Origin of the sequence: Paenibacillus sp. FSL k6-2145, from assembly GCF_037976585.1 — a bacterium.
Taxonomy (GTDB): domain Bacteria; phylum Bacillota; class Bacilli; order Paenibacillales; family Paenibacillaceae; genus Paenibacillus.
In genome coordinates this window covers 306,646-331,752 of record NZ_CP150267.1, presented here as the reverse complement: position 1 = coordinate 331,752, position 25,107 = coordinate 306,646, and the positions used below count along the sequence as shown (strand labels likewise).

The following is a 25,107-nucleotide window of genomic DNA, read 5'->3' as shown; positions in this document are numbered from 1 at the left end:
GATCATCTTTCAGTTCAACGAATTTGGTTCACCTTAAATTAATTACAGGACATATGAACCTATATAAATTGAACTAAACATTTACACCAAACGTAGAGGACAGAAAAAACCTGAAAAAGCGAAGCGTTCGCCTACAAGCTTTCTGCAAGAAAACTACATCGGAAGCATATGCTATCCCCGGATTTTCCCTTTGAGAAAAGGAATTCATAAAATCTGGGGATAACAGCGATCGGAAAGTTGTTCTGTAATCGAAGTGTGCAGTGTAAATAATCTTTAGTTCAATTTATATAAATAAAGAGAAGGAGGGGATCACTTTGACAGAGAAAGCATCCCTTTTGCTGCAGGAACAGGAGAAGAACATCACTAGGGCTGAGAACGGTGTTCTATCTGAATTAACATACGATGCACGCAGCTTTTTCCTAAACGGAGAGCGTGTATTTCTGAACAGTGCCACGATCCATTATTTCCGTATGCCGAAGGAAGAATGGCGTGAGGTTCTGCTGAAGGCGAAGCTGGCAGGCATGAATTGCATCGACACCTACTTTGCATGGAATGTGCATGAACCGGAAGAAGGACAGTGGTCCTTTGAAGGGGACAACGATTGCGGAGCATTTCTGGATTTGTGCGCAGAACTGGGCATGTGGGTCATCGCGCGTCCGGGTCCGTTTATCTGTGCAGAATGGGATTTTGGCGGTTTTCCATACTGGCTTGGTACGAAGGATGGCGTGAAATTCCGGGAAAATAATGAGACGTATTTGCACTATGTGAATTTGTATTTTGACCGGCTTGTGCCGATTATTCGGGAACGCCAGCTGTCCGCTGGAGGCACGGTCATTCTGGTTCAGGTGGAGAATGAATACGGGTATCTGATGGATGACGCTGCTGCAAGTGACCATATGAATACGCTGAGAGATGGATTGTTGCAACGTGGCATTGACGCTACGCTGATCACTTGCGTTGGCGGGGCGGAAGGCACAATTGAAGGGGCTAATTTCTGGTCAGGTGCTGACGGGCATTATGAGAAACTCCGAGCCAAACAGCCGGACACCCCGAAGATGGTCACGGAATTCTGGACCGGATGGTTTGAGAATTGGGGAGGACCTTCAGCCATTCAGAAGACAGCGCCTTTGCTGGAGAGACGCATCATGGAAATCCTGCGTGCCGGGTATACCGGAATCAGTCACTATATGTTCTATGGTGGCACGAACTTTGGTGGATATGGCGGCAGAACGATGGGTAGCAGTGATATTTTCATGATTACGTCCTATGACTATGATGCACCGCTGAATGAATATGGACGGGTGACACCGAAATATGCAGTAACCAAGAATTTATCCTATTTCGTCCATGCTTTCGGGGCCCTTCTGATGGAAACAGAGGAAATTCCAGAAGAACAGATCGTTGTACGTCATCCTGAAGGCATATCTGTACGAGGCAGACAGGCTGGCAACCAGAAGATTTGGTTTCTGGAGAGTCACAAGGATGAACGCGAGACCATGCACATTACGCTGGAGGAAGGCCGGACTCTTCCCGTATCGGTGAATCCGGGTCAGATTGTTCCGTTGCTGGATCGAGTACAGATTGCTGAACACGTATATCTGACTGCGGGTACGATGATTACGGGCAATGAAATGATAAACGGAGAATTAACCCTGTTCATCGTGGCCGCTGCCGGGCAGCGGTCAGTTGTTGAACTGGAAGCTGGGGCACTAAACGTTACGGGCAGTACGGTGCAAGTGCTGGTTGAACATGATTCAGCAAGGAACGTATACCGCTTCGATCTGTTCCATTTCCAAGAGCCGGGAATGATCCGATTGAAAGCAAACGGCACACCGATCCGTTTCGTCATTCTGGATCAAGAGACGATGAATCGAACATGGCGATTGGAAGCAACAGACCAGAAGGGACTTCGTTATGCGATCAGCTTCGATGACGTAGACGTATTGCCATCTGGTCAGGTCAAGGGCATGATTACTGACCCAGATCGCACAATTACGCTGCTTGGTGACTGGACCGATGGAGAACGGACGTTAACAGGTCACGAGTTCTATGCCAGCGAGAAGCCTATTGCAGGTAAACAGCAGCAGCTTCCGTGGACATTACCGAGTGCGCCGGCATTGTCTGATTCTCCTGAGATGTCACGTATTGCGTTAACTGCGAAGGAACGCTCGGCGAGTGGACAACCGGAAGACTTTTCTCGGTATGGACAAGATTTTGGTTATTTATTGTACGAATGTGATTTCGAGAGTCCAACCGAAGGGATCACTAAGCTCATTTTGCCGGATATCCAGGATACTGCCAGAATCATCGTTAATGGTGTTCAGCAGGCATTAGTGCGTCAGTTAGGTGCCGCTGGAGTGCAGTTGCAGGTGGCCAAAGGAAAGAATACACTTCAGATTCTGGTGCAGCATATGGGCAGATTGAACTTCTCCCCGTATTTGGGTGAGAGCAAAGGTCTGGCTGGTGCTGTGTATCTGGATGGCAAGGTTCAGGATATTCGTCGGGATTGGCGTATGGAGAGTGGACTTGTGCATCTCGATGAAGTGAACTCTATACATGGGGCGCCAATTCTGAGCAGAAGCTTTACGCTGGATGGCATGGATCGGGCGATTCTTGTGGGTGCCTTGAGCAAAGGTCTTCGTATCAATGGCATCGAAGTTCCAATGGAAGGATATCAGGATTGGTTTGCCTTCCAGACGTTAGACATAGCCTTGTATATCAAGCCCGGAGAGACGAATACACTGGAAATGCCGTATAGCCGTTCATCGCTGGACAGACTGGAACTGATCACGTATCCAAGTCAGGGAGAATTGAAGGATTGGCGTATGGCAGGGACGGATGTATTACTTCCGCAACAATGGGAGAGATACGAGGTAGAACAGGAAGCGCTACATCCTGGACAGGGATCAATCCAGCGTGCAGGACAGTCTGGTATCGCCACAGGTGGCAATTGTACTGCCAATTTGGTTCCCCACACCACGAATGGATCGGTTAATCGTGCTACATTGAGCGAGAAGTCTCACCCTGTATCCAATCATACTCCAGTCAGAGGATCGTATGGTCAGCCGGTCTGGTACCGCTGGCGTTTCGCGAAGCCTGCGGTTTCGGGGCATCATAAAGTGAACCTGATGCTTCGCTTGACAGGGATGAGCAAAGGAACCATTCACCTGAACGGACATCATCTGGGCCGTTACTGGCAGATTGGTCCGCAAGAGGATTACAAGATTCCAGTAGCATGGCTACAGGAAGAGAATGAATTACTTTTGTTCGATGAAGAAGGTAGAACACCAGAACGTGTACGATTCCTGTTGGATGCGCCATCCCGTTATCCGTGGGTTGCGGTGGAGTAGCTCATGTATTGATCTTTAGCTGTCTTATTGATTTAGAGATGCAAGGGAGCGATGACTGGAACGAGATCGTTCGAGTTTGAAGCAGCCTTTTATAGTAATGGACCAGGATTAGAAAATAGCATCACATAACGCAAAAGTTTATTTTTACCGCAGTTTTACCCCCTCATTTTCTTAGCCCAATTGACCTGGATTTGTGAATCTTCGGATTCGGTCTTGGGAGTGAGTTCGGCTAAGAGGATGGGGAACTGTGGTAATCAGGTTTGTACAATAAGCATAGGGAACATTTGTAGCATTATTATTTGTAAACGTTTACATATATAAAGAGTGTTCATCCATGATCTGTGAAGGGAGTGATGCTTCATGTAATTGGAATTTGAACAGGTAGTCGTAAGGTGTGTTTATAGAGGTTGACTCCAAGATAACGTGTATTCTGCCATAGGGTATGTTAAGTCTAATTAATTATTCTATTCGATCATGGATAAGGAGATGACCCAATTTTGACGAAGAAGGAAGAGGGAATAGGAGTAGGAAAGTCCAAAGGTTTTAAGGCCGGAATGATCCTGCTGCTCGGAACATTGCTTCTATTAACGATGTTATTCCCCAATACAGCCAGAGCAGCGACAAGTGTTTATACGATATCCGCCTTTACGAACACAAGTGAGTCCAATATGTATATCTATGAATCGTATAATGCGACCCACTATGGTTTGCTGAAAGGGCCAGCCTATACACCTCCGGCCAATCTGATCCGCGATCCCAGCATCATGAAGCACACAGATGGTCTATATTACGTCGTCTACACCACGAACTGGTCGGGTAACACCATCGGCATCGCCTCCAGCCCGGATAAGGTAAACTGGACATTTGTCCGTAACATTACATTATCCACACCTATCACAATTGCACACACCTGGGCACCAGAATGGTTCAAAGACAGCAACGGCAGTCTGAACATTATCGTGTCCCTCTCACCAGGCAACTATCAGAATTTCAAACCTTATGTACTCACAGCTTCAGGTAGCAATCTAACATCTACCTCATGGTCTGCACCTACTGAACTGGCAGGCATTGCTCCCAATTATATCGACACTTTTATCGTGAAGACAGGCTCAACCTATCATGCTTTTACCAAAAACGAGACCACCAAATACATTGAATATGCGACATCCACCTCGCTAACGGGTCCTTACAACTTTAAAGGCACAGGGGATTGGGCAGGTTGGGGTTCTTGGGTGGAAGGCCCGGCGCTTGTTCAGTTGGATAATGGTTCATGGCGAATCTACTTTGACGGCTATGCGACACAAAAATATTATTACAGCGACTCTGCTGACAACTTCCAGACTTGGGGTGCCAAACAAGAGATTGCGGGTCTTACCGGACTCGTCCGGCATATGACCGTATTGAAAGAGTCCGGACAACCGGGTGATATCCGCAAGCTGGAGTCATTCAATGTGCCGGGCAGCTTCATTCGTCATTACAACTATCAGGCACGGATTGATGCGAATGTCAGTCCAGCGGAGGATGCACAATTCCGTATCGTTTCAGGTCTGTCAAATGCAACAGGCATTTCGTTTGAGTCCATGAATTATCCGGGTTATTTCCTGCGCAATAATAATGGCAGCATTACACTTGTGAAAAATGACGGCAGCGCTACGTTCCGAAATGACGCCACGTTCAAACGTGTAAATGGACTTGCTAACGCTAGTTGGACATCGTATACCTCGTTTAGTAACCCGAACCTGTTTCTTAGACATTATAATAATGTGCTGAAATTGGAAGCTGTCATTACCGCACTAGATAAGTCAGACGCGACCTTCCGAGAGGTTGCACAATAATTGGTGTTCGTGTTTCGAAAAATTCATAAGGAGTGAAGCGGATGAAGTGGTTAAAACGAATGAGCTCGCTGCTGCTGGCAGGAAGTCTGCTAACAAGCAGTTTAGGTCTGGGCACAGAGGTATCTGCTGCGGGAGCTTACACGGCTATTGCCGATCCATCAAAGCAATATCAGACGATGGAAGGATGGGGAACATCCCTCGCGTGGTGGGGCAAGGTGGTTGGAGAATATTCCAATCGGGATGAGTATGTGGAGAAAATGTTCAACGCGAATACTGGACTGGGACTGAACATCCTGCGGTACAACATTGGAGGCGGGGATAATCCATCGTCCAATATCCTCGAATATCGCAAAGCCGTTCCTGGTTACCAGCCTTCTCCCGGCGTGTATGACTGGAATGCAGATGCAAACCAACGATATATGCTGCAAGCTGCCAAAGCACAAGGTGTGAATGTCATCGAAGCTTTTGCGAATTCCGCACCTTACTGGATGACGATCAGTGGTAATGTGTCCGGTTCGGCGAATGGAGGTAACAACCTCAAGCCTGATTACTACGATGATTTTGCCGATTACTTAACCGAGGTTGTGAAGCATTTTCGGGATAACTGGGGGATCACATTTGATAGTGTAACTCCACTGAATGAACCGATCTCAACGTGGTGGAAGCAGGGCAATGACCAGGAAGGCATGCACTTTGACCGGGCGGATCAGAACACAATTCTGAGTCAGGTACAAGCTTCATTGAATGCGAAGGGCCTGTCTACAAAGCTGAGCGCACCGGAAGAATACAGTATCGATGATACGAATGTGTCGTTCAACAGCTATAGCAATGCCGTTAAATCAGCGATCACTCAGATCAACACCCATACGTATGGCGGAAGCAATCGTACTGCTTTGCGTAACACAGCGACGTCTGCGGGCAAACATCTGTGGACCTCGGAATATGGAGACGGAGATGCAAGCGGACTTACGATGTCACGGACCATCCTCAAGGATATTCGCAATATGGGCGCAAGTGGATGGGTGTATTGGCAAGCCGTGGATAGTGCAGAAGGATGGGGATTCTTCAAGAACGTGTTGAACAATACACAAACGACCAGTTACACCGTAAACCAAAAATATTATGTCATGGGCAACTACAGCAAATTTATTCGTCCTGGGTACAAGATTATCGGCATGAGTGATGCCAATACCCTTGCAGCCTATGATGCAGCTTCCGGCAAAGTAGTGCTGGTTACAACCAATTCGGAATCGACGGATACAACGGTAACCTATGATCTCAGTCGTTTTACTAACACAGGCACGTCTGCTCAAGTATATCGGACCTCTTCAACAGAGAAGTTGCAGCAACTGACCAATATTTCGGTGCAAAACAAAACCTTTACCGCTACAGCCAAGGCCAACTCGGTCACAACTTACGTCATTTCCGGTGCAACTTACAATGGTGGTACAGGATATGAATCCGGGGCAATCTACAAATTAATCAACCGCAATAGTGGACTTGCACTCGATGTTAACGGTGCTTCTTCTACGGGTGGGGCAACGATCATTCAGTGGAATGATAATGGAGCAGCCAACCAGCAGTGGAAGCTGGAGTCGGCAGGTAACGGATATTACAACATCCGCAATGTAGGCAGTGGCCTTTTATTAGACGTGAATTCGAGTTCTACACAAGGCGGAGCCGCTCTGATTCAGTGGCAGGATAACGGAGGCAACAATCAGCAATGGCTGCCAATTGATGTGGGAGGATATGTGGTACTTGCGAATCGAAACAGTGGCCTGACGGTTGACATCAATCAAGGGTCTCTAACCGCAGGTGCCTCCACGATTCAGTGGGCCGACAATGGCGGGGCCAATCAGCAATGGAGCCTAGTCAAAGTTAATTAGTGTGAGTGGGCATGAATTAACGCTCTTACGTGTCCTTCTTTCTTGGAGGTGCAGTGCTCTAAGCAACACTGCACCCTCTAAGAAAGTAACTATTTTAGACATACATATTATTCATCCACCCGGCAGGTAATTAACGAAAACGGGATAGGGCGAACCTGCTAATATCCTGATCCGTGTGCCCTGTTTGCACCAAGTCGGATAGAATCTGCCCAATGGCACTTGCAAACTTGAAGCCGTGACCGGAGAAACCGCCTGCGAGCCACACACGTTCATGGGCAGGGTGTCGGTCGATAATAAAATCTTCATCCGAAGTGAATTCATACTTGCACACACTACCACGTTTCAATTCTCCAGCTGCCTGAGGCATATGAAGTTCGAGCAGCCTGCGCAGATCCCCCTCGTCCGTTTCTTCCGTACCAAATGGAGCCATTGGACTTCCTGGTGTCCACACCTGACCTGTATCATGACGACCCATCTTCAGACCTGATCCGCCCATGCTTGGAAATCCATAATATGTACCTTCTTTTCCTGCCAGTGTAAAACCGGGGAAGTGTGCCTCTCCGTATAAGGCTTCTGGTGCATCAAACCATCCAACCGTTTTACGCACTGCCTGGATCGGGAGATCCACGAAAGGTTTTAATGTCTGAAACCAGGCGCCAGCGCTCAGGATGATTTGATTCGCGTGGTATGTCTCGCCACCTGAAGTCTGAACTGCGACGGAATGTGGTCCGTATTCGATATGCTCTACCCGAGTGTGATTTAACAAGGTGGCACCATGAGTCTCGGCTGCCTTGCGGTAGGCACGAATACAGGGTTCACTATACAAATAACCCGCATCAGGTTCATACATGCCCTCGTAATGTTCAGGTACTGTAATACCTGGCCAGCGTTTCATTACCTCGGCTGCGTGCAATGTTTCATACCGAATACCTGCATCATCTGCATGGCTCAATCGGTTGCGGAAGGAATGAATCTCCGGATCAACCACATTTAGTACACCGGAAGGAACAAACAGTTGGTCTCCGGTCGTTTCCTCCAGCTCATGCCATAACTTCTGTGCAAGTAATGCCATGGCAATATAGTCAGGCCCTCCACTGTACACATGGCGCATCAGTCTGGTATCCCCATGATGACTTCCTTCCGTATGCGGAGGATCAAAGGCATCAATTAATAAAGTTTTGCATCCACTGCGCGATAGATAATACCCAGCACTCATACCCATGGAGCCGGCTCCAACGATAATAACGTCATATGATTGTGTGATAATAGCACGTCCTTTCCTATGTACCCTTTTATACAGTAATGCCTTAATAGAACATATTAATAGTAAAAGCTTGATGAAGGCAAGTGTAGTAAAATGGACTTCTACAATAAATGTTGTAAAGGAGACCAAGCATGAGTGAGCAATTTAGGTTTGATCTATTTCCATTAATTCAGACAGAACGATTCATCCTCCGGTCGGCAGAGGCTGGGGACAGCCATGATCTGTTGGAGTTATATTCCGATGAAGCTGTGGTGCAATATATGCCATTCACTCCCTTTGAATCCGTGGAGGATGCACAGGGTGAGATGAGCTGGTATACGAAGATTTTCAAGGAACACACGGGATTACGCTGGATGATTGAAGACCGTGAAACTCGTAAAGTGATCGGAACCTGTGGGTTCCTGAACTATGAAGATGTACATAACCGTGCAGAGATCGGATACGACTTGCGTTCCTCTTTCTGGGGCCGCGGTGTGATGACTGAAGTGGCCCGTGCTGTGTTCCATTTTGGATTCACAAGCATGCAGCTCAACAAGATTGAAGCAAAGGTTGAACCGGAGAACGAGGCGTCAATTCGCCTGTTACACAAGCTTGGTTTTCAACAGGAAGGTGTACTGCGGCAGCATGAGTTTGAGAAAGGCAGATATATTGACCTTGCGGTGTTCTCTAAGTTACGAAGCGAAATATAGGCAAGCTAGCCCCCTAAGGATTCCAATGACTCCATCTCATTCCAGAGCCGCAAGGCTTGTCCCCCGGAATGGGCCCATGCTATATTGGAGAGATGTGAGGAGATGAGGATATGAAGCTGGTGTCCTGGAATGTGAATGGCTTAAGGGCATGTGTGACCAAAGGATTCATGAATTATTATCAGGAGAGTCAGGCGGATATTTTCTGCCTTCAGGAGACCAAATTACAAGCCGGACAGATTGAGATGGACCTGGGGGAAGATGTTTATCAATATTGGAATTATGCGATCAAAAAAGGTTATTCCGGTACGGCTGTATTTAGCCGAATCAAGCCTTTATCCGTTCGTTACGGGATGGAGGAGGACAGCGAGCCGGAAGGACGGATGATTACACTGGAGTATGATGAGTTTTATCTGGTGAACGTCTATACCCCTAACGCAAAGCGGGATCTGACCCGGCTGCCTTACCGTCTGGAATGGGAGGATCGATTCCGGGGGTACATTCTGCAATTGGAGCAGACTAAGCCGGTTATCGTCTGTGGTGATCTGAATGTGGCTCATCAGGAGATTGATCTGAAGAATCCGAAGCCCAATCTGGGCAACTCGGGATTTACCCTTGAAGAGCGTGGCAAGATGACCGATTTGCTTGCTTCTGGTTATGTGGACAGCTTCCGCCATCTTTACCCGGATCGTACGGATGTGTACAGCTGGTGGTCTTATATGCCGAAAGTCAGAGAACGGAATGTGGGCTGGCGCATTGATTATTTTCTAGTATCCAATCAATTGGCACCTAAGGTGGCAGATGCGCATATCGACTGCCACGTGATGGGCAGTGATCATTGCCCGGTGGGTCTTACTTTGCAACTATAGGTAAGGATCATCGTGAGATAGATTGAGGTAAGAGTTTTAGAATACAAGTATAGATGAACTGCAAGTTTCCTGAATGGGAGATTTGCAGTTTTTTTGCGTCACAGGTAGGGGAGGGACACTGGACTTTGGTTGGGGAAAGAACTGGACTCGGGATTGTTTCAATCCCGCTATTTCTTGGGTACGATTGAAGCATACATATATAGATGAACCTTTGGGGTAAGGGGTAGAGAAGATGAAGAAGGGGTTACGGAGAGGGGTAAAAGTGCTGGGAGGCATCATGCTTGCCACAGGACTTTTGCTGCTGGCAGGTACAGCGTATGAAACGTATCAATCCACGCAGGATATGAAGTCCTATCCCCCGCCAGGCAAGTATTATGAAGTGAGTGGTCGCAACATGCACCTCTACACCGCTGGCAAAGGAGAGGTAACCGTGGTGTTTGCCTCAGGCTGGGGTACACCTAATCCGTATGTGGATTTCAGTCCGCTATATGACAAGTTGAAATCACAGGTAAAAATTGCGGTATATGATCGGTTCGGGTACGGATACAGCGACTATACGGATGAACCTCGTGATGTCGATACCATCTCGGAAGAGATCCACCAATTGCTGCGAACATCCGGTCAACGTCCACCTTACATCATGGTCGGTCACTCCCTGGGTGCGCTGGAGACACTGCGGTTTGCGCAAAGGTATCCTGATGAGGTGGCTGGCATGGTCATGATCGATGGCGGAAGTCCGGAGTATTACAGTCGTACGGACCTGAATACACCAGAATGGATGATGGATTGGTCCCGTTTTCTGGTGAAAACAGGCATAGCACGAACATTGCTGCAATCGGATCGCATGATGGCATCTCTGGTCATTGACCCAAATCTGGTAACGGAACCGATGAAAAAAGCCGTCACGATATCCACGCTGAGACATGCGTACAATGACAATGTCATGGAAGAGGTTCGGAATTCCAGAACAAATGCAGCGTGTGTGCTTGAGAACAAAACGAAGTTTGGCTTCCCCCTGACGATTCTCACAGCCGGTTCGGAGGAGTCGGATGAGGACAGTCAGGCATGGCAGGCCGACCAAGCGAATTTTGCTTCATGGTCAAGACACGGAACACAGCTGACGGTTCCACAAGCGACACACAGTATCCACAACAGTCAACCGGATATTGTCGCTGCCGAGATCATGAAATTAGTCACAACGTCCAGTGATCTATGAGTAACATGATTCCACAAACACATGATGAACAGGATGAGGAGGAGGGGTGGATGAAAAAGTTTAGAGTGATCACCCGCTTCCTATCCATTCTCGTAGCCAGTTGTCTATTGTCTTTAAGTGTATTATCTGTATCTGTGATATGGGTTAAGAATAATGTTCATGCGGTGCCTGTAATCCAGTCGTTTGAACGTGATTAGCACATAAAATGAAGAAGAAGGAGTGGTAACGGATGGTGAAGAGAAGGAAATATGTATTGGCCTGTGCGGCACTGGCGATGATGGTGGCCTTGAGTGCTTGCAGCAGCGCGGCAGACGAACCGAGTGATACTGAGAAGGTGGACACTGAGGTTTCCTCCGGAACTGGTGAACAAGCGACTGATGAAGGTGCAAGCGAAGCAACAACAAGTGAAGTGACCGAAACGGAGGGTACTACTGCACCAGCAGACTCCGAGTCAGCTCGTGGTGAGGAAGCGGCTACTGGAACCAATGAGTTGCCGGAGAACTTGCCAAGTGATTTCCCATTGCCGGAAGATGCAACGATTCGTTTAGCCAATTCTGGTGAGAATGAAGGCAAGCAATCGGCCATGGTGATTTTCTCCACTGAACAAGATATGAAAACCGTATCTGAGTTGTATAAAGATTACTTCAACGCCAAAAAGTTGACGGATGCAGGTCAGACGATCGATGACAAAAATATTATTATTCAGGGAACTGACCCGGAGACGCAGGATGTCTGGTCCTTGATTGGAGGAACATTGGCGGGACAGGAAGGCGTCATTGAACTGACGTTGACCTGGACAGAATCATAAGCAGAAGATAAGGGCTACTCTTCTTTCCTGCTTTTTTTCTTCCTAAAATAACGAATGAACGCCATAATACCTTGCATACGGAGCCGCATTATTGCTGCACCGCTGCAAGGTATTTTTATTTCGAACTGGAAACCTGACAGGTTACATGGTATGTTATATCATTAGAATAGAGTAATAGACAACTATAGAAGAAGACAGGAGAGGATTGAACATGATTAGAGTGGGTATTGTTGGTTACGGTAACTTGGGTAAAGGTGTAGAGAAAGCCATTTCCCAGAACGAGGATCTGGAACTGATTGCTGTGTTTACACGTCGTAATCCGGAGCAGATGGTCGCTGAAGGTACAGAAGTACGTTTTGAGCATATCTCTGCAGCGGAGCAATACATAGGCAAGATTGATGTTATGATCCTCTGTGGTGGTTCTGCAACCGACCTTCCAGAGCAGACACCAGCCATCGCCAAATTGTTCAATACGGTAGATAGCTTCGATACACATGCGAAGATTCCTGAATTCTACAAAGAAGTGAATGCTGCGGCAGAGCAAGGCGGTCACGTAAGTGTCATTTCCACAGGTTGGGACCCAGGCTTGTTCTCCATGAACCGTCTGCTTGCACAGTCCATCCTGCCAGAAGGGAAAGAGTACACGTTCTGGGGTAAAGGTGTGAGTCAAGGTCACTCGGATGCGATTCGTCGTGTTCCAGGCGTTAAAGCGGGTGTGCAGTATACGGTTCCTGTTGAAGAGGTGATCAACCGCATTCGTGCAGGGGAAACACCAGAGCTGTCTACACGCGAGAAACATCTGCGTCAATGTTATGTGGTAGCAGAAGATGGTGCTAATCAGGATGAGATCCGTGAGACGATTGTGTCGATGCCTAACTACTTTGCAGATTACGATACAACGGTAACGTTCATTACCGAAGAAGAATTGAAATCCGAGCATGAAGGCATGCCGCATGGTGGATTTGTAATTCGCAGTGGAGTTACAGGTGCCGGTCAAAAGCAAATTATTGAATTTGGTCTGAAACTCGACAGCAATCCTGAATTTACAGCAAGCGTACTTGTGGCTTATGCAAGAGCCGCACAACGCTTGAGCGTGGAAGGACATAAGGGAGCGAAAACGGTATTTGATATTCCACTCGGTCACTTGTCTCCGAAATCGGCTGAAGATCTTCGCCGCGACTTGTTATAATTCTGATTCGTTCCTGTGATTTGTACAACAAACAGCTCGTCCTTGGATGTTTAGGACGAGCTGTTTTTTTTGCTGTTGCTGTATACGATTCATACATTCATATGAATTGGCAGGTACTATCTTGCTTGTATCCCTGCTCGTGCTCTTGTGGAAATGGCACCCTACACCCAGTGTGAGGGAAGGTTAAGATGATCCGGCAACTTGGTATTCACATTACCTTTGGCCGCATTGATCTGCGATTGCGTGAGGAAGATGCCACCTCGCAGGTCTGCACCGCCCAGATCCGTATCCCGCAAGTCCGCGCCAATCCAATCGGCATTTCGTATATCTGCATGTTGGAGGTTGGCTGCGATCATTAAAGCCCCTCGGAAGCTTGCGCCCCGCAGGTCAGCCCCTTTTAAGTTGGCACCAAAAAAGTCACTTCCGGTACGTTTTTTGCTCTTCTTCGACTTCCCTTGTCCTTGAGAGGTAGATGGCACATGCGCGCGTACCATTTCACTTGCCTGGACCAAGAGTTGATTCACAGTGGACCGATAATCGGCGATGTCCAGACGGAGGAGGGCCGCAGGCTCCAGATTGCTCAAGCGCTCAATCTCCTCATATAACTCACCAAATGCCGAGTGAAGGGATGACGTCTCTGGTCTCATCATCATTTCCTTCATATAACTGAGCAACTCGTGAAGTTGTCGCAAGGCAGGCAGACAATCAAACATCTCCTTTGCAGACTCTGGATGATCACGCCAATCTTTGCCCGCGTAGGTCACTTGGGACAGCTTCTGTCCAGCTCCGAAACAGTCGTATACCGTGCAACCTTTGAACCCTTTCTGCCGAAGCTGGGTATGGATACCGCAGCGATTGTCCGTGCGCAGATTGGGACAGGGTGTGCCGCTGGCTTTATCAAAAGCAAAGTCAGATGACTTGCCGTAGGGCAAGGCAACACAGCACAGCCCAAAACATTGCTCACAGTCTGCGCTCAGATGCGGACTCGCAGTGCTGGCATATGGTTGGTTAGACAATGTAAACACTTCCTTATAATAGTACAAATAGATGGAATTACGTCAGTACCACTTTACCATCCCACCGGAATGCGATCAATTGTATTGTTAACAATTATTCAACAGCGGGCGTGGCGACAGGTACACAGGATCTGCGTTCCACAATTTCTGTATTCACATAGATGTGAGTACCGTTTTTCTCATTGTTCCCCAGGTTAGTCATAATCAGATTGACGGCCGTTTTGGCCATCATATCTTTTTTGACATGTACGGTGGTTAATTCAGGGCTGATTACATTGGCTTCGAAAATGTTGTCAAAACCCATTACCGAAATATCTTCGGGCACCCGGATGCCGATATTTTGCAATGATTTGATCGTGCTGATTGCCATATAATCGTTCTCGCAGAAAATAGCAGTAGGTCGTTCCTCTAGGTGGAGGATCGATTGCTGCAAATGTTCCTGCGCCATCACCAGCATGGGCTGCAGATGGAAGGTTAGTGTCTCAGCAACGGTCAGATGATGTTCGGCCAGCGCGGTGCGAAATCCATCTTCCCGTTTGATGAAGTTTGGGATTCGTGTACCGGATTTCACATATCCGATACGACTGTGCCCCAGCTTAACCAGATGTTGACCTGCCTGATATCCGCCCAATGTATTATTAATAGATACGAAATTTGCATCCACATGTTCAAATGACGTGTCCAGAATGACGACATTGTCATGAATGGATTGAATGGTTTCAATCATGGGCGCAGTCAGGTTGATCCCGAGCAATAAAAGGCCGGCGGACGGTTGTTCCTTTTCTAACGTTTGCAGTTCTTGCTGCAAATCCTGTACGTCAATGGAAGAGATGACAAGTGTACTGCCATGTTGCTTGACCTGTTCCGTGATGTGGTGGATCAATTCATTGAAGAACGGGAGAGAATCGTAATGCTCTGTGACGATGTCGGAATTTTTGCAGGCAACAAAACGAATAATAGCATTGCTTTTCGGTGCTTCTCTTCCAACTTTGACTGTTCTTGGTTTGTAGCCATGTGCTTGTGCGATGTTAAGTATATGTTCACGTGTCTGTTCGCTGACACCAGGTTTGTTGTTGAATGCCAGAGAGACCGCTGCTTTGGAAACTCCAGCAAGCCTTGCAATATCATCAATCTTCAATAGGGAACCTCCTAAATAGTGTACATTGGTTCAGTATACCATGAATTAAGCGTTTAGTTTAGCTGATTACTAAACTAAACTTAACTAAAATATTTGGGTTGTAAACTAAAATTGTAATTGACTGTTTATGTTTACGGTGCTAACATTCAAATTGAAAACGCATTTATAATCCCTTTTGAATGACTTTTTATATTAATTTAACTAAAATAATATTAATTAATTTAGTTAGAAGGATAGGTGAAATGATGTCTGTTGAGGTTACGACTCACCGCAGGACGTTTGAGAAAGAAGGCAATCCGTTCTTTTATTTGGCGGATACGGTTTGGAGTGCATTTACCAATGCTTCATTGGAAGAATGGGAAGAATACCTCGATTATCGCAGTATGCAGGGATTCAACGTTGTACAGATCAATATTTTGCGCCAATGGGATGCAAGTGGTTCTGATCTGAATATCGAACCTTTTAACCAGCAAGGAGATGGCTCGACGGACTATTTTTCACTTAATGAAGCTTATTTTGACCGTGCACAAGACATGGTTCGTATGGCAACAGAACGTGGATTCACACCCGCACTTGTGCTCCTTTGGTGCAACTATGTACCCGATACCTGGGCCACCATGTTTCAGAAGGATGGCAAGATGCCACTTGAAGCTGTTGAGCCTTATGTGACCTATGCGGTAAATCGATTCTCGGAGTTTAATCCGATGTATCTGGTCAGTGGGGATACCGATTTTCCTTCCGAAGAGGCGAATGCCTACTATCAGATAGCGCTGGAGACTGTAAAACGCATCAGCCCATCCAGTCTGACGACGCTACACATCCAAGGCAGACTACGAGAGATTCCTGAAGTGTTTGCAAACCATGAAGGGCTGGACTTTTACATGTATCAGTCTGGGCATAACTCGGAATTCCAAGCCTATGCGCATGAGATTGCAGATCACTTCTATCATCAGTCGCCTGTACGTCCAGTGATCAACGGTGAGCCTTGTTATGAACAGATTAGTTATAGCCGCAACGTCTATGGGCGCTACTCTGCATTCGATGCTCGCAAGGCTGCATGGCAGAGTTTGCTTGCCGGAGGTGGGGCCGGTGTCACTTATGGGGCACATGGCATCTGGAGCTGGCACAAGAAAGGCAAGTCTTTTGGCATTGTGGAGGGTGAAGGTTTTGATAGCCCTTATGATTGGAGATCAGCTCTAAGGTTCGAAGGTGCGTGGGATTATTCCTTTATCAAGTATCTCTTTGAGCAGTACAAGTTGGTGGGTGTGAAGCCGATGGATATCGTATTAAACAAAACGAAGGAGATTCGTGCGGCAGGCACGGAGGACACGCTTGTGCTGTATGTTCCGGTAAATACCAAGGTACGTCTGGACTTCCCGGTTGAAGAATACGATTTTACGACCATTGATCTCGTACAGCGCCGATTTGCCAAGACAGCAGCTTATCGCGAGAACGAATATGGTGTGATTCCCATGCATGCTTTTGAACATGACGTGGTGATGATTGGTACACGTAAATAAGAGTTACCAGAGAGAGGTGCCAAAGCTGGCACAAATAGAGATTTATATTATAGATGGGGTGAAGGTATGTGGAAAATTGGTATTGTCGGAACAGGGTACTGGTCAGAAAAACACATTAAGGCTTGGCAATTCGTTGCTGATGCCGAGATAACAGGAATTTGCGACAGGCACGAAGATACATTGAATGAAAAAGCAGAACAATTTAACATCCCGGCAACATTTCGTTATTCGGATGTGACAGTGATGCTAGATAATGCGAATCTCGATGTAATCGATATCATCACGCCACCGGAAACTCATCTGGAGCTGGTGAAAATGGCTGCAGCAGCGGGGAAGCATATTATGTGCCAGAAGCCGTTTGCCCGTTCTATTGAGGAAGCTGAAGAGATGGTGCGTATTGCGGAAGAGGCAGGTGTGCGTCTGATGGTGACGGAGAATTGGCGCTGGTTAGAACCTTTCCAGTTGATCAAGCAACTGCTTGAGGAAAGTACTGTGGGACAATTGAATACGATTCGGTATATTCATACGGATTATTATTCTCCGAGATTCGCACCGGAAGAGAAGGTGCCACAGCCTTTTTTTAGAGACATGCCACAATTGCTGTTCTATGAGATGGGTGTGCATTGGTTTGACACCTGGCGGTTCTTGTTTGGTGAGCCTGAACGTCTATATGCCGAGACCAGAAAGATTAGTAAATATACGTTGGGGGAAGACAGCGGTATGGTCATGCTGGGATACAGGGATTATGTCGGTCTCATGGATATGAGCTGGGCGACTCGTCGTGAACTGAGTGAACCTTTGCCGAGCCAGGTGCTTCCGGATCATAAGGAGCAACTCATCATTGAAGGGGATAAGGCTTCCATTAAGCTATATAAAGACGGAAGGTTGTCCATCATTGATAATGCTGGTGTGGAGACGGTATATGCTGAACGTACAGAGTTAAACTACGAGGACAGTCATCGAAAACTGCAATCCCACTTTATTGAATGTTTGAATACAGGTGCGGAATTCCAGACCAGCGGTTCGGATAATGTTAAAACGCTTCGCTTGGTATTTGATACGTATGAAAGCGCAACCCATCACAACGTGAAGCGGTATGTACAGGAGTAATCATGCCCATTAATGATGTTGTCATGATCCTTATTGCATTTTTCCTGGTGCTTGGCGCTCTGGACAAGGCTTTCGGGAACAGGTTGGGCCTTGGAGCAGCATTCACGGAGGGCATTATGGCGATGGGCACACTCGCCCTGGTGATGGTGGGAATTGTATCACTTGCACCATTCCTAGCGAATATGCTTATGCCGCTGATATCTCCATTATATGAAGCGATCGGTGCCGATCCGGCATCGTTCGCCAATACCATCCTCGCGGTAGATATGGGAGGGTACGCTCTGGCTGGACAGATGGCCCAGAGTGAACAGGCTGGCCTGTTCTCCTGGGTGTTCCTGGGTACCATGTTTGGGCCAACTATCGTGTTTACCATCCCTGTTGCACTGGGCATTCTGGATCGGAAGGATCATCCGTACTTTGCCAAAGGGGTTCTGATCGGCATCAGTACCATTCCAGTTGGTTGTTTAGTCGGCGGTCTGGTAGCGGGCATCAATTTTACAGTGATATACCGAAATCTGATGATACCGATTCTGTTATCTGTAATTATTATGATCGGCTTGCGCTATTTTACGAATCAGACCGTGAGGTTGTTTAAAATATTTGGAAGCGGTATCACCTTGTTGTCCCTGATTGGACTGGTGGCTATAGCTGTAAAAACCCTTACAGGTTGGGCACTAATTCCCAATATGGCACCGCTCTCGGAAGGCATTACAACGGTAGGTACAATTGCGATTGTGCTGGCGGGTGCTTTTCCCATGGTAGCGGTAATCAATAAAGTCTGCCAAACCCCGCTTGAGCGAGCGGGCCGTTTGCTCAATTTGGATGCGCCAACAACCGCCGGACTTGTTGCTTCACTGGCTCACAATATTCCGACCTTTCGAATGGTCAAAAATATGAATCCAAGGGGAAAAGTTATTAGTATCGCTTTTGCAGTCAGCGGCTCCTTTGTGCTTGGGGGTCATCTGGGTTTCGTAGCAGGGATGGACAAATCTATGGTAACTGCCATGATTGTGGGCAAATTGACAGGGGGCATCAGTGCGGCGATGGTAGCAGCATGGGCTACACCAATCAAGAACGATATTCAAATATGAATCATTTAACAACGGTATTTAAATACTAATTTGTCTGATTAAGAAATTATTGCAAGATATTACGGCATCCATGTAAAGGAGTATATGACATGAATCACGACCAAACAGCAAAGGAAATTCTCAGCGCCGTCGGTGGCAATGAAAATATCAATAACGTCATTCATTGTGTGACTCGTCTCCGATTCAACCTGAAAGATATGAAGGCACCCAACAAGGAAGAGATCAAGAAGATCGACGGAGTACTCACTGTTGTGGAGAGTGGTGGCCAGTTCCAGGTGGTCATCGGCAATGAAGTTCCCAAAGTCTATGAGTCCCTGATAGGAATAATGGGAAAAGAACCGATGTCAGCCACTTCAGAACAAAAGGGGCAAGGAGATAAGCAAGGTCTGTTCAATCGCTTTGTTGACGTGATATCTGGCGTATTTATGCCGGTAATCGGTGTGCTCGCGGCAGCGGGTATTCTCAAAGGGTTGCTAGCCCTGTTCAGTACGTTGAAATGGCTTACGGAAGACATGAGCACATACAAGATATTGTTTGCAACCGCAGATGCACTGTTCTACTTCTTCCCGATTCTGCTTGGGTTCTCTGCAGGGAAAAAGTTTGGAGGTAATCCATTTATCTCTGCAACCATTGGTGCTGCACTCGTATATCCAACGATGACCGCTGCCGCTACGGCAGGGACAGGTATGTCCTTTCTGGGCATTCCGGTCATTTTAATCAACTATACACAATCGGTTATTCCAATTATTATTGCTTCTTATCTGGCAGCAAATTTCGAGAGATGGGTTACAAAAATATCTCCTTCTCCCATTAGAATGTTTGCCGTACCGCTGGTTACACTGACAGTAATTACCCCGGTTGTTTTTATGGCAGTGGGGCCGGTAGCAACGCTAATCAGTGACTATTTGGCCAAAGGAGCAATGTGGACTTACGGGCTAAGCCCTATTGTTGCCGGATTGCTTCTGGCTGGCCTCTGGCAAACCATTATTATTTTTGGGTTACACTGGGCATTTATTCCCATACTGCTAAATAATTTGGTAACAAACGGATTCGATCCAATCAATGGTATGTTGTATGCTACTACGTTTGCCCAAACCGGGGCAGCATTTGCAATTGCGATCAAAACCCGGGATAAGAAGTTGAAGCCGATTGCGATGTCTGCGACAATTTCAGGCCTCATGGGTGTAACGGAACCCGCCATTTACGGTGTAACATTACCGGCGAAAAAAGCGTTTATTATGGCTTCCATTGCAGGTGGTATCGCAGGATCTGTCGCTGGTTTCATGGGTTCTACTGCGTATGGCTTTGGTGCAGGGTTGTTCGGTATTCCGTTGTTCATTAATCCTAATGGAATTGATACCGGATTCATTGGTTTCATTCTTTCAGTCCTGATCGCCTTTGTATTGGGCTTTATTCTGACGTACATGTTCGGTTACAAAAATGCAGCCACGTCTTCTGCTTCAATGAAGCAGGAAAAAGCAGAACAGGTGCAACCAAAACGTATATCATCGGATTACAAAGAAACTGCTGGTGATGTTTCTGCCACGACTCCAGTTCAGGCAACTACGGAAGTGTATGGGGAGAAGATCGTGTCCAGCCCGCTGACGGGCCAACTGATTCCGTTGACAGAGGTCGGGGATGAGGCGTTCTCTAGTGGAGCCATGGGTCAAGGGGCGGCGATCATTCCGACAAAGGGTGTGGCGTATGCACCGTTCGATGGTGTAGTGGTTACGATTTTCAAGACGAAACATGCCATTGGACTGTTGTCTGAGGATGGCGTGGAGATTTTGATTCATGTGGGTATCAATACCGTGACTCTCAAAGGCAAGCATTTCACTTCATATGTCTCTGATGGCGATACTGTTCGCAAAGGAGACAAGCTGGTGGAGTTCGATCTGGAGGGCATTACAGCCGCAGGGCTGGATATAATGACCTCTGTGATCGTATCGAATACAGCTATTTACACAGACATTCAGGCTAAACAACAAGGTAACATCGAACATGGTGAAGCTTTGATCACTGTAAAATAAAAACGTATGATATGTCAGAGCAATAGCATTTCAATATAATTATGTAACAATACCAATAAGGGCAGTTCTCCGAATTTACGGGGAACTGCCCTTATTCATTCCGTATAGATTAGTGAGAGATGAATTAAACCACACCTTGAGCAATCATGGAATCGGCTACTTTGAGGAAACCGGCGATATTCGCTCCGGCTACGAGGTTACCTTCACAGCCATACTCTTCAGCAGCTTCTACACAACTGGTGTAGATGTTCTTCATGATGTCATGCAGCTTGGCGTCTACTTCTTCAAATGACCAGGACAACCGCATGCTGTTCTGTGACATTTCAAGAGCAGACACGGCTACACCTCCGGCATTAGCCGCTTTGGCTGGACCAAACAGCACGCCTGCGCCGTGGAAGACGTCAATGGCAGCCAGGGTGGAAGGCATATTCGCGCCTTCGCCAATGGCCTTCACGCCACCTTTAACCAGCAGGGCCGCAGCTTCTTCATCGATCTCGTTTTGCGTTGCACATGGAAGAGCAATATCACAAGGGATAGACCAGATGCCTTCACAGCCTTCGGTATATGTAGCATGCGGATGTTCTTTGATGTATTCGCTGATGCGAAGACGATCAACCTCTTTCAGACGTTTCACGGTATCCAGGTTGATGCCTTGTGGATCGTGTATGTAGCCGCCTGAGTCACTACACGCCACGACTGTAGCTCCAAGCTCCTGTGCCTTCTGAATGGCATAGATGGACACATTACCAGAGCCAGAAACAACGACTGTGCTGTCTTGGAAGCTGAGACCCTTGGATTGCAGCATCTCCTTCACAAAGTACACACAGCCGAAGCCAGTCGCTTCCTTACGTGCCAAGCTTCCTCCGTACAGCAGTCCTTTACCTGTCAAAACGCCTGCTTCATGCCCGCCATGAATACGTTTGTATTGGCCGAACATGTAACCGATTTCCCTTGCGCCTACACCAATGTCACCTGCCGGTACATCCGTATCGGAACCGATATATTTGTACAGCTCAGTCATGAAGCTTTGCGTGAAACGCATGACTTCCAGATCCGATTTTCCTTTGGGATCGAAGTCAGAACCGCCTTTACCACCGCCAATGGGCAGACCGGTCAAAGCATTTTTGAAGATCTGTTCGAAGCCAAGGAACTTGATGATGCCCGAGTATACAGAAGGATGGAAGCGAAGTCCGCCTTTGTAAGGGCCAATGGCACTGTTAAATTGCACCCGGAATCCACGGTTAACCTGAACTTTGCCCTGATCATCTACCCATGGGACACGGAATGTGATTACACGTTCAGGTTCAACAAGCTGTTCCAGCAGACTATGGTTCCTATACTTGGGGTGTGCTTCAATAACAGGAATAAGGGAATCCAGAATTTCTTTGACAGCCTGATGGAACTCATCTTCATGCGGATTTCTGGCGACAACCGACTCGTAAACGGAATGAACATAATCTGCGGCAGTAACTTGAACGGACTCTGTAGTTTCTTTTGTTATCGTGGACACTTTTTCGATGCACTCCTTTATTGTGTTAAAGTCTGTAGATGCTTATTTGTATAAATTGCATAAAAGTTTGTAGTTAAATATACAGTAAAGCAAATAAAAATACGAGATGAAAATCCATAAAATGTTTTTTATGCCGTAATTAAAATGTTCTATGGATCTACCATATGATGTGAAGAATTAAGTTATTAAATGGAAGATATGACCACAAATGATAATAAACAAGCAAGTTAGACGAATATACTGGATTAAAATATTAGTTTTGGTAAGATGGTAAGAAGGTCTCGTATCCCGGGGTCTTTTTATAATAAAAAGGAGGAAAACAAGATGATGAAGAGAAACATGCCAATCAACATGGAGAACAAGGCTTGTATAGGGGGTGAAATCTATTATGAACCATAGGACTTCCCGCCATAATTGCAGAGAGAAGCTGGTGAGCCAGCTATTTACATTCGGTGAAGAGAAAAGAACATTTCTCGACGCCTATTTCGACGTGCGCGATCCAGAGCGGATACAATTAGAAAAACAATTGTCGGCATATACGGAGTATGTGGAAAAACTGCTCCTGGGCCCTGATGAAGATCTCGATTCGGCTGTATTGATCGGTAGTCATATTGATTTTGAATATATCGATTTTCATACGTCAGATTCGTTCATGATTGTTATGCCAGAAGATACCAATCCTGATGAGGGTCGTATTTCCTTCCTCTCTCCAGTAGGGAGTCAATTACTGCTTGGCAGTAAAGGGGAAGTTAGGTCTGTTCATACACCATCAGGTTCCATGAGAATCCGCATTACGGGGATTGAGCTGAGGAGCGAAACCTTGAACGAGCCGGCCCTAGGGGGTGCAGATCATGCACTTTAAAGAGACAGACTTACCAGGGATTGGACGTAAATACTGGCTGCATACCCGTAGTGGTGAGCACTTGGTCATTGTGATTCATAACGACGAGCGACGTGACCTGTTCCATATGGAGTCAGGGGATACGCCTGAAGAGGTGGGTGATATGGTATCCCTTGTCACCCTGGACGATGATGAAGCCCGGGCGGTAGCCGCTATCGTTGGTGGTATGACCTATAAACCGAAGTTTCAGGATGAGCGTGAAGTGATGCTTGAAGGGCTGTTAATCGAATGGCTACGAATTGAGCCTCACGCAGCAAGTGTAGGCATGACGATTGGTGAACTAGATATCCGTCAGGCTACGGGCGCCGTTATTCTCGCTGTTGTGACCAAGGATAAGGAGAAGCATTTTAATCCAGGTCCGGATTATGCTTTTACCGCTGGAGCTACAATTGTAGTTGCTGGCGAACGAAATCAGATCAAACATCTCAAACAATTGTTGACTGATGGACGGACTTAGCCTATGGATATGCTCATATTCGAAGTGGGAATTGCCGTTGCGCTGATTACACTTACTGGGCTGATATCTTCACGATTACGATTTTCGGTCATTCCTTTCTATATCCTGATTGGTATGGCTGTTGGACCACATGCACCACAGATCGGCATAGTGGATTTACGTTTTATCGAAAGTTCGACCTTTATTGAATTTATGGGCAGGCTTGGTATTTTGTTTTTGCTATTTTATCTGGGTCTGGAGTTCTCGGTCTCCCGTTTATTAAAGTCTGGTAAAGCCATTCTGACCGGAGGCATGTTCTATGTAGGCCTGAATTTTGTCTCTGGATTGCTGTTGGGGTGGTTCATGGATCTGCCCCTTCAGGAGACACTTGTTGTCTGCGGGATCATGACCAGCTCTTCTACAGCCATTGTGGCTAAAGTGCTGGTTGATCTGAAACGAACGGCAAACCCTGAAACAGAGATTATCATGGGCATGATCATGTTCGATGACTTGTTCATCGCGATTCATATCTCCATCCTGACTGGGCTTGTGCTCAGCGGGGCAACTTCATTCTTAAGTGTTCTGCTGGTATCACTGTCTGCCCTGCTGTTTATTGTGCTGTTCCTGATTATTGGCAGGAAAAGCATCAAATATATTGATAAGGCACTGAATATCAAGTCATCAGAGTTGTTTCTGCTTACCGTCATGACACTGCTCTTCCTGGTGGCTGGTTTCTCGGAGACACTGCATGTAGCGGAAGCTATTGGAGCGTTGATGATGGGGCTTGTGCTGGGCGAATCAAGACATGTGAGTCGGATTGAGCACCAGATCATGCCTTTCAAAGATTTTTTTGGTGCAATTTTCTTCTTCAGTTTTGGTCTGACCATCGAGCCGTCTTCACTTGGCGGAGCTATTGGCATGACAATTATTGCCGTTATTCTGACAATCGCCAGTAACTATGGTGCAGGCATGATTGCTGGCAGATTGGCTGGAATGAGTCCTAAGGCCTCGTTGAATGTGGGCTTTACCCTGGTCTCACGGGGCGAATTCTCCATTATCATGGCGAACATCGGCAAGGCCGGAGGGCTAATGGCATCCATCCAATCGTTTGCCGTATTGTATGTGTTAATTCTGGCTGTGCTGGGGCCTATCCTGACGAAAGAATCTCCGCGGATCTACGCACAGTATGAGCGACTAAGGAAGCGGGTGAAACGAAGGGAAACGGGTTGAGTCAAATGCTGACTGTCCTTGG

At 46.9% G+C, this 25,107-nt stretch carries 20 protein-coding genes; 16 read left to right on the top strand and 4 right to left on the bottom strand.

Translation table 11 applies throughout. The features are described 5' to 3' along the window. Positions 1-314 precede the first annotated feature (314 nt). The 3 genes from NZ043_RS01435 to NZ043_RS01425 all read left to right on the top strand — a co-directional run bounded on the left by NZ043_RS01435 (position 315) and on the right by NZ043_RS01425 (position 7,071). On the top strand, positions 315-3,350 hold the full coding sequence (locus NZ043_RS01435; RefSeq protein ID WP_339310320.1) for a beta-galactosidase: 3,036 nt from the start codon (positions 315-317) through the stop codon (positions 3,348-3,350). A gap of 497 nt (positions 3,351-3,847) precedes the next feature. Beyond that, a complete protein-coding gene (locus tag NZ043_RS01430) occupies positions 3,848-5,185 on the top strand; it encodes a glycoside hydrolase family 43 protein (protein ID WP_339310318.1) in 1,338 nt (445 codons plus the stop codon). Positions 5,186-5,226: 41 nt separating this feature from the next. Continuing rightward, complete coding sequence (locus tag NZ043_RS01425) at positions 5,227-7,071, top strand: RICIN domain-containing protein (RefSeq protein WP_339310316.1); 1,845 nt, start codon at positions 5,227-5,229, stop codon at positions 7,069-7,071. Positions 7,072-7,201: 130 nt separating this feature from the next. Here the strand turns inward: NZ043_RS01425 and solA are convergent, their stop codons facing one another. Further along, positions 7,202-8,335: an N-methyl-L-tryptophan oxidase gene (gene solA, locus NZ043_RS01420; protein WP_339312619.1), complete on the bottom strand. Its 1,134-nt coding sequence runs from the start codon at positions 8,333-8,335 to the stop codon at positions 7,202-7,204. Positions 8,336-8,466: 131 nt separating this feature from the next. Between solA and NZ043_RS01415 the strand changes: the two genes are divergently transcribed. The 6 genes from NZ043_RS01415 to NZ043_RS01390 all read left to right on the top strand — a co-directional run bounded on the left by NZ043_RS01415 (position 8,467) and on the right by NZ043_RS01390 (position 13,103). Further along, positions 8,467-9,024, top strand: a complete 558-nt coding sequence (locus tag NZ043_RS01415; RefSeq protein WP_339310314.1) for a GNAT family protein — start codon at positions 8,467-8,469, stop codon at positions 9,022-9,024. A 110-nt stretch (positions 9,025-9,134) separates the two neighbouring features. Continuing rightward, positions 9,135-9,890 carry an exodeoxyribonuclease III gene (locus NZ043_RS01410; protein ID WP_339310312.1) on the top strand — a complete coding sequence of 252 codons (756 nt, stop codon included), beginning with the start codon at positions 9,135-9,137 and terminating at the stop codon, positions 9,888-9,890. Positions 9,891-10,122: 232 nt separating this feature from the next. Next, positions 10,123-11,106 (top strand): alpha/beta hydrolase, encoded by a 984-nt coding sequence (locus NZ043_RS01405; protein WP_339310310.1) that lies wholly within the window; start codon positions 10,123-10,125, stop codon positions 11,104-11,106. Positions 11,107-11,156: 50 nt separating this feature from the next. Then, the gene (locus NZ043_RS01400) at positions 11,157-11,303 is read left to right on the top strand and encodes a hypothetical protein (protein ID WP_165980244.1); all 147 of its coding nucleotides are present in this window, start codon (positions 11,157-11,159) and stop codon (positions 11,301-11,303) included. Positions 11,304-11,335: 32 nt separating this feature from the next. Beyond that, positions 11,336-11,914, top strand: coding sequence for a hypothetical protein (locus NZ043_RS01395; RefSeq protein WP_339310308.1), 579 nt, complete (start codon positions 11,336-11,338; stop codon positions 11,912-11,914). A gap of 205 nt (positions 11,915-12,119) precedes the next feature. Next, a complete protein-coding gene (locus NZ043_RS01390; RefSeq protein WP_091027998.1) occupies positions 12,120-13,103 on the top strand; it encodes a diaminopimelate dehydrogenase in 984 nt (327 codons plus the stop codon). Positions 13,104-13,264: 161 nt separating this feature from the next. On the opposite strand, the gene NZ043_RS01385 is transcribed toward NZ043_RS01390, so the two are convergent. Both NZ043_RS01385 and NZ043_RS01380 read right to left on the bottom strand, forming a co-directional pair. Beyond that, the gene (locus NZ043_RS01385) at positions 13,265-14,119 is read right to left on the bottom strand and encodes a pentapeptide repeat-containing protein (RefSeq protein ID WP_249912007.1); all 855 of its coding nucleotides are present in this window, start codon (positions 14,117-14,119) and stop codon (positions 13,265-13,267) included. Positions 14,120-14,213: 94 nt separating this feature from the next. Continuing rightward, positions 14,214-15,257, bottom strand: a complete 1,044-nt coding sequence (locus NZ043_RS01380; protein WP_091028002.1) for a LacI family DNA-binding transcriptional regulator — start codon at positions 15,255-15,257, stop codon at positions 14,214-14,216. 245 nt (positions 15,258-15,502) lie between these two features. On the opposite strand from NZ043_RS01380, the gene NZ043_RS01375 reads away from it, so the two are divergent. The 4 genes from NZ043_RS01375 to NZ043_RS01360 all read left to right on the top strand — a co-directional run bounded on the left by NZ043_RS01375 (position 15,503) and on the right by NZ043_RS01360 (position 21,008). Then, positions 15,503-16,777, top strand: coding sequence for a DUF4038 domain-containing protein (locus NZ043_RS01375; RefSeq protein ID WP_133385756.1), 1,275 nt, complete (start codon positions 15,503-15,505; stop codon positions 16,775-16,777). A gap of 66 nt (positions 16,778-16,843) precedes the next feature. Next, on the top strand, positions 16,844-17,887 hold the full coding sequence (locus NZ043_RS01370) for a Gfo/Idh/MocA family oxidoreductase (protein WP_249912009.1): 1,044 nt from the start codon (positions 16,844-16,846) through the stop codon (positions 17,885-17,887). A gap of 2 nt (positions 17,888-17,889) precedes the next feature. Next, positions 17,890-18,978, top strand: a complete 1,089-nt coding sequence (gene eutH, locus NZ043_RS01365; protein WP_339310304.1) for an ethanolamine utilization protein EutH — start codon at positions 17,890-17,892, stop codon at positions 18,976-18,978. An 89-nt stretch (positions 18,979-19,067) separates the two neighbouring features. Then, positions 19,068-21,008 (top strand): beta-glucoside-specific PTS transporter subunit IIABC, encoded by a 1,941-nt coding sequence (locus tag NZ043_RS01360; RefSeq protein ID WP_339310302.1) that lies wholly within the window; start codon positions 19,068-19,070, stop codon positions 21,006-21,008. A gap of 124 nt (positions 21,009-21,132) precedes the next feature. Here NZ043_RS01360 and gdhA read toward each other — a convergent pair whose 3' ends face one another. Then, on the bottom strand, positions 21,133-22,518 hold the full coding sequence (gene gdhA, locus NZ043_RS01355) for an NADP-specific glutamate dehydrogenase (RefSeq protein ID WP_176872533.1): 1,386 nt from the start codon (positions 22,516-22,518) through the stop codon (positions 21,133-21,135). A gap of 388 nt (positions 22,519-22,906) precedes the next feature. Between gdhA and NZ043_RS01350 the strand changes: the two genes are divergently transcribed. From NZ043_RS01350 to NZ043_RS01340, 3 genes are read left to right on the top strand one after another with little or no spacing between them, the layout of a single operon-like run. Then, positions 22,907-23,380, top strand: coding sequence for a GreA/GreB family elongation factor (locus NZ043_RS01350; protein ID WP_091028010.1), 474 nt, complete (start codon positions 22,907-22,909; stop codon positions 23,378-23,380). Continuing rightward, positions 23,370-23,876 carry a cation:proton antiporter regulatory subunit gene (locus NZ043_RS01345; protein ID WP_036617317.1) on the top strand — a complete coding sequence of 169 codons (507 nt, stop codon included), beginning with the start codon at positions 23,370-23,372 and terminating at the stop codon, positions 23,874-23,876. The genes NZ043_RS01350 and NZ043_RS01345 overlap by 11 nt, the downstream gene beginning before the upstream one ends. 3 nt (positions 23,877-23,879) lie before the next feature. Further along, a complete protein-coding gene (locus NZ043_RS01340) occupies positions 23,880-25,085 on the top strand; it encodes a cation:proton antiporter (RefSeq protein ID WP_091028012.1) in 1,206 nt (401 codons plus the stop codon). Positions 25,086-25,107 lie beyond the last annotated feature (22 nt).

Bases quoted from the DNA above. Each gene is read 5' to 3' on its own strand.
- NZ043_RS01370 (WP_249912009.1), top strand. From the start codon at position 16,844: ATGTGGAAAATTGGTATTGTCGGAACAGGGTACTGGTCAGAAAAACAC.
- NZ043_RS01350 (WP_091028010.1), top strand. From the start codon at position 22,907: ATGAACCATAGGACTTCCCGCCATAATTGCAGAGAGAAGCTGGTGAGC.
- NZ043_RS01410 (WP_339310312.1), top strand. From the start codon at position 9,135: ATGAAGCTGGTGTCCTGGAATGTGAATGGCTTAAGGGCATGTGTGACC.
- NZ043_RS01375 (WP_133385756.1), top strand. From the start codon at position 15,503: ATGTCTGTTGAGGTTACGACTCACCGCAGGACGTTTGAGAAAGAAGGC.
- NZ043_RS01415 (WP_339310314.1), top strand. From the start codon at position 8,467: ATGAGTGAGCAATTTAGGTTTGATCTATTTCCATTAATTCAGACAGAA.
- NZ043_RS01360 (WP_339310302.1), top strand. From the start codon at position 19,068: ATGAATCACGACCAAACAGCAAAGGAAATTCTCAGCGCCGTCGGTGGC.
- NZ043_RS01425 (WP_339310316.1), top strand. From the start codon at position 5,227: ATGAAGTGGTTAAAACGAATGAGCTCGCTGCTGCTGGCAGGAAGTCTG.
- eutH (WP_339310304.1), top strand. From the start codon at position 17,890: ATGCCCATTAATGATGTTGTCATGATCCTTATTGCATTTTTCCTGGTG.
- NZ043_RS01400 (WP_165980244.1), top strand. From the start codon at position 11,157: ATGAAAAAGTTTAGAGTGATCACCCGCTTCCTATCCATTCTCGTAGCC.
- NZ043_RS01345 (WP_036617317.1), top strand. From the start codon at position 23,370: ATGCACTTTAAAGAGACAGACTTACCAGGGATTGGACGTAAATACTGG.
- NZ043_RS01395 (WP_339310308.1), top strand. From the start codon at position 11,336: ATGGTGAAGAGAAGGAAATATGTATTGGCCTGTGCGGCACTGGCGATG.
- NZ043_RS01340 (WP_091028012.1), top strand. From the start codon at position 23,880: ATGGATATGCTCATATTCGAAGTGGGAATTGCCGTTGCGCTGATTACA.
- NZ043_RS01405 (WP_339310310.1), top strand. From the start codon at position 10,123: ATGAAGAAGGGGTTACGGAGAGGGGTAAAAGTGCTGGGAGGCATCATG.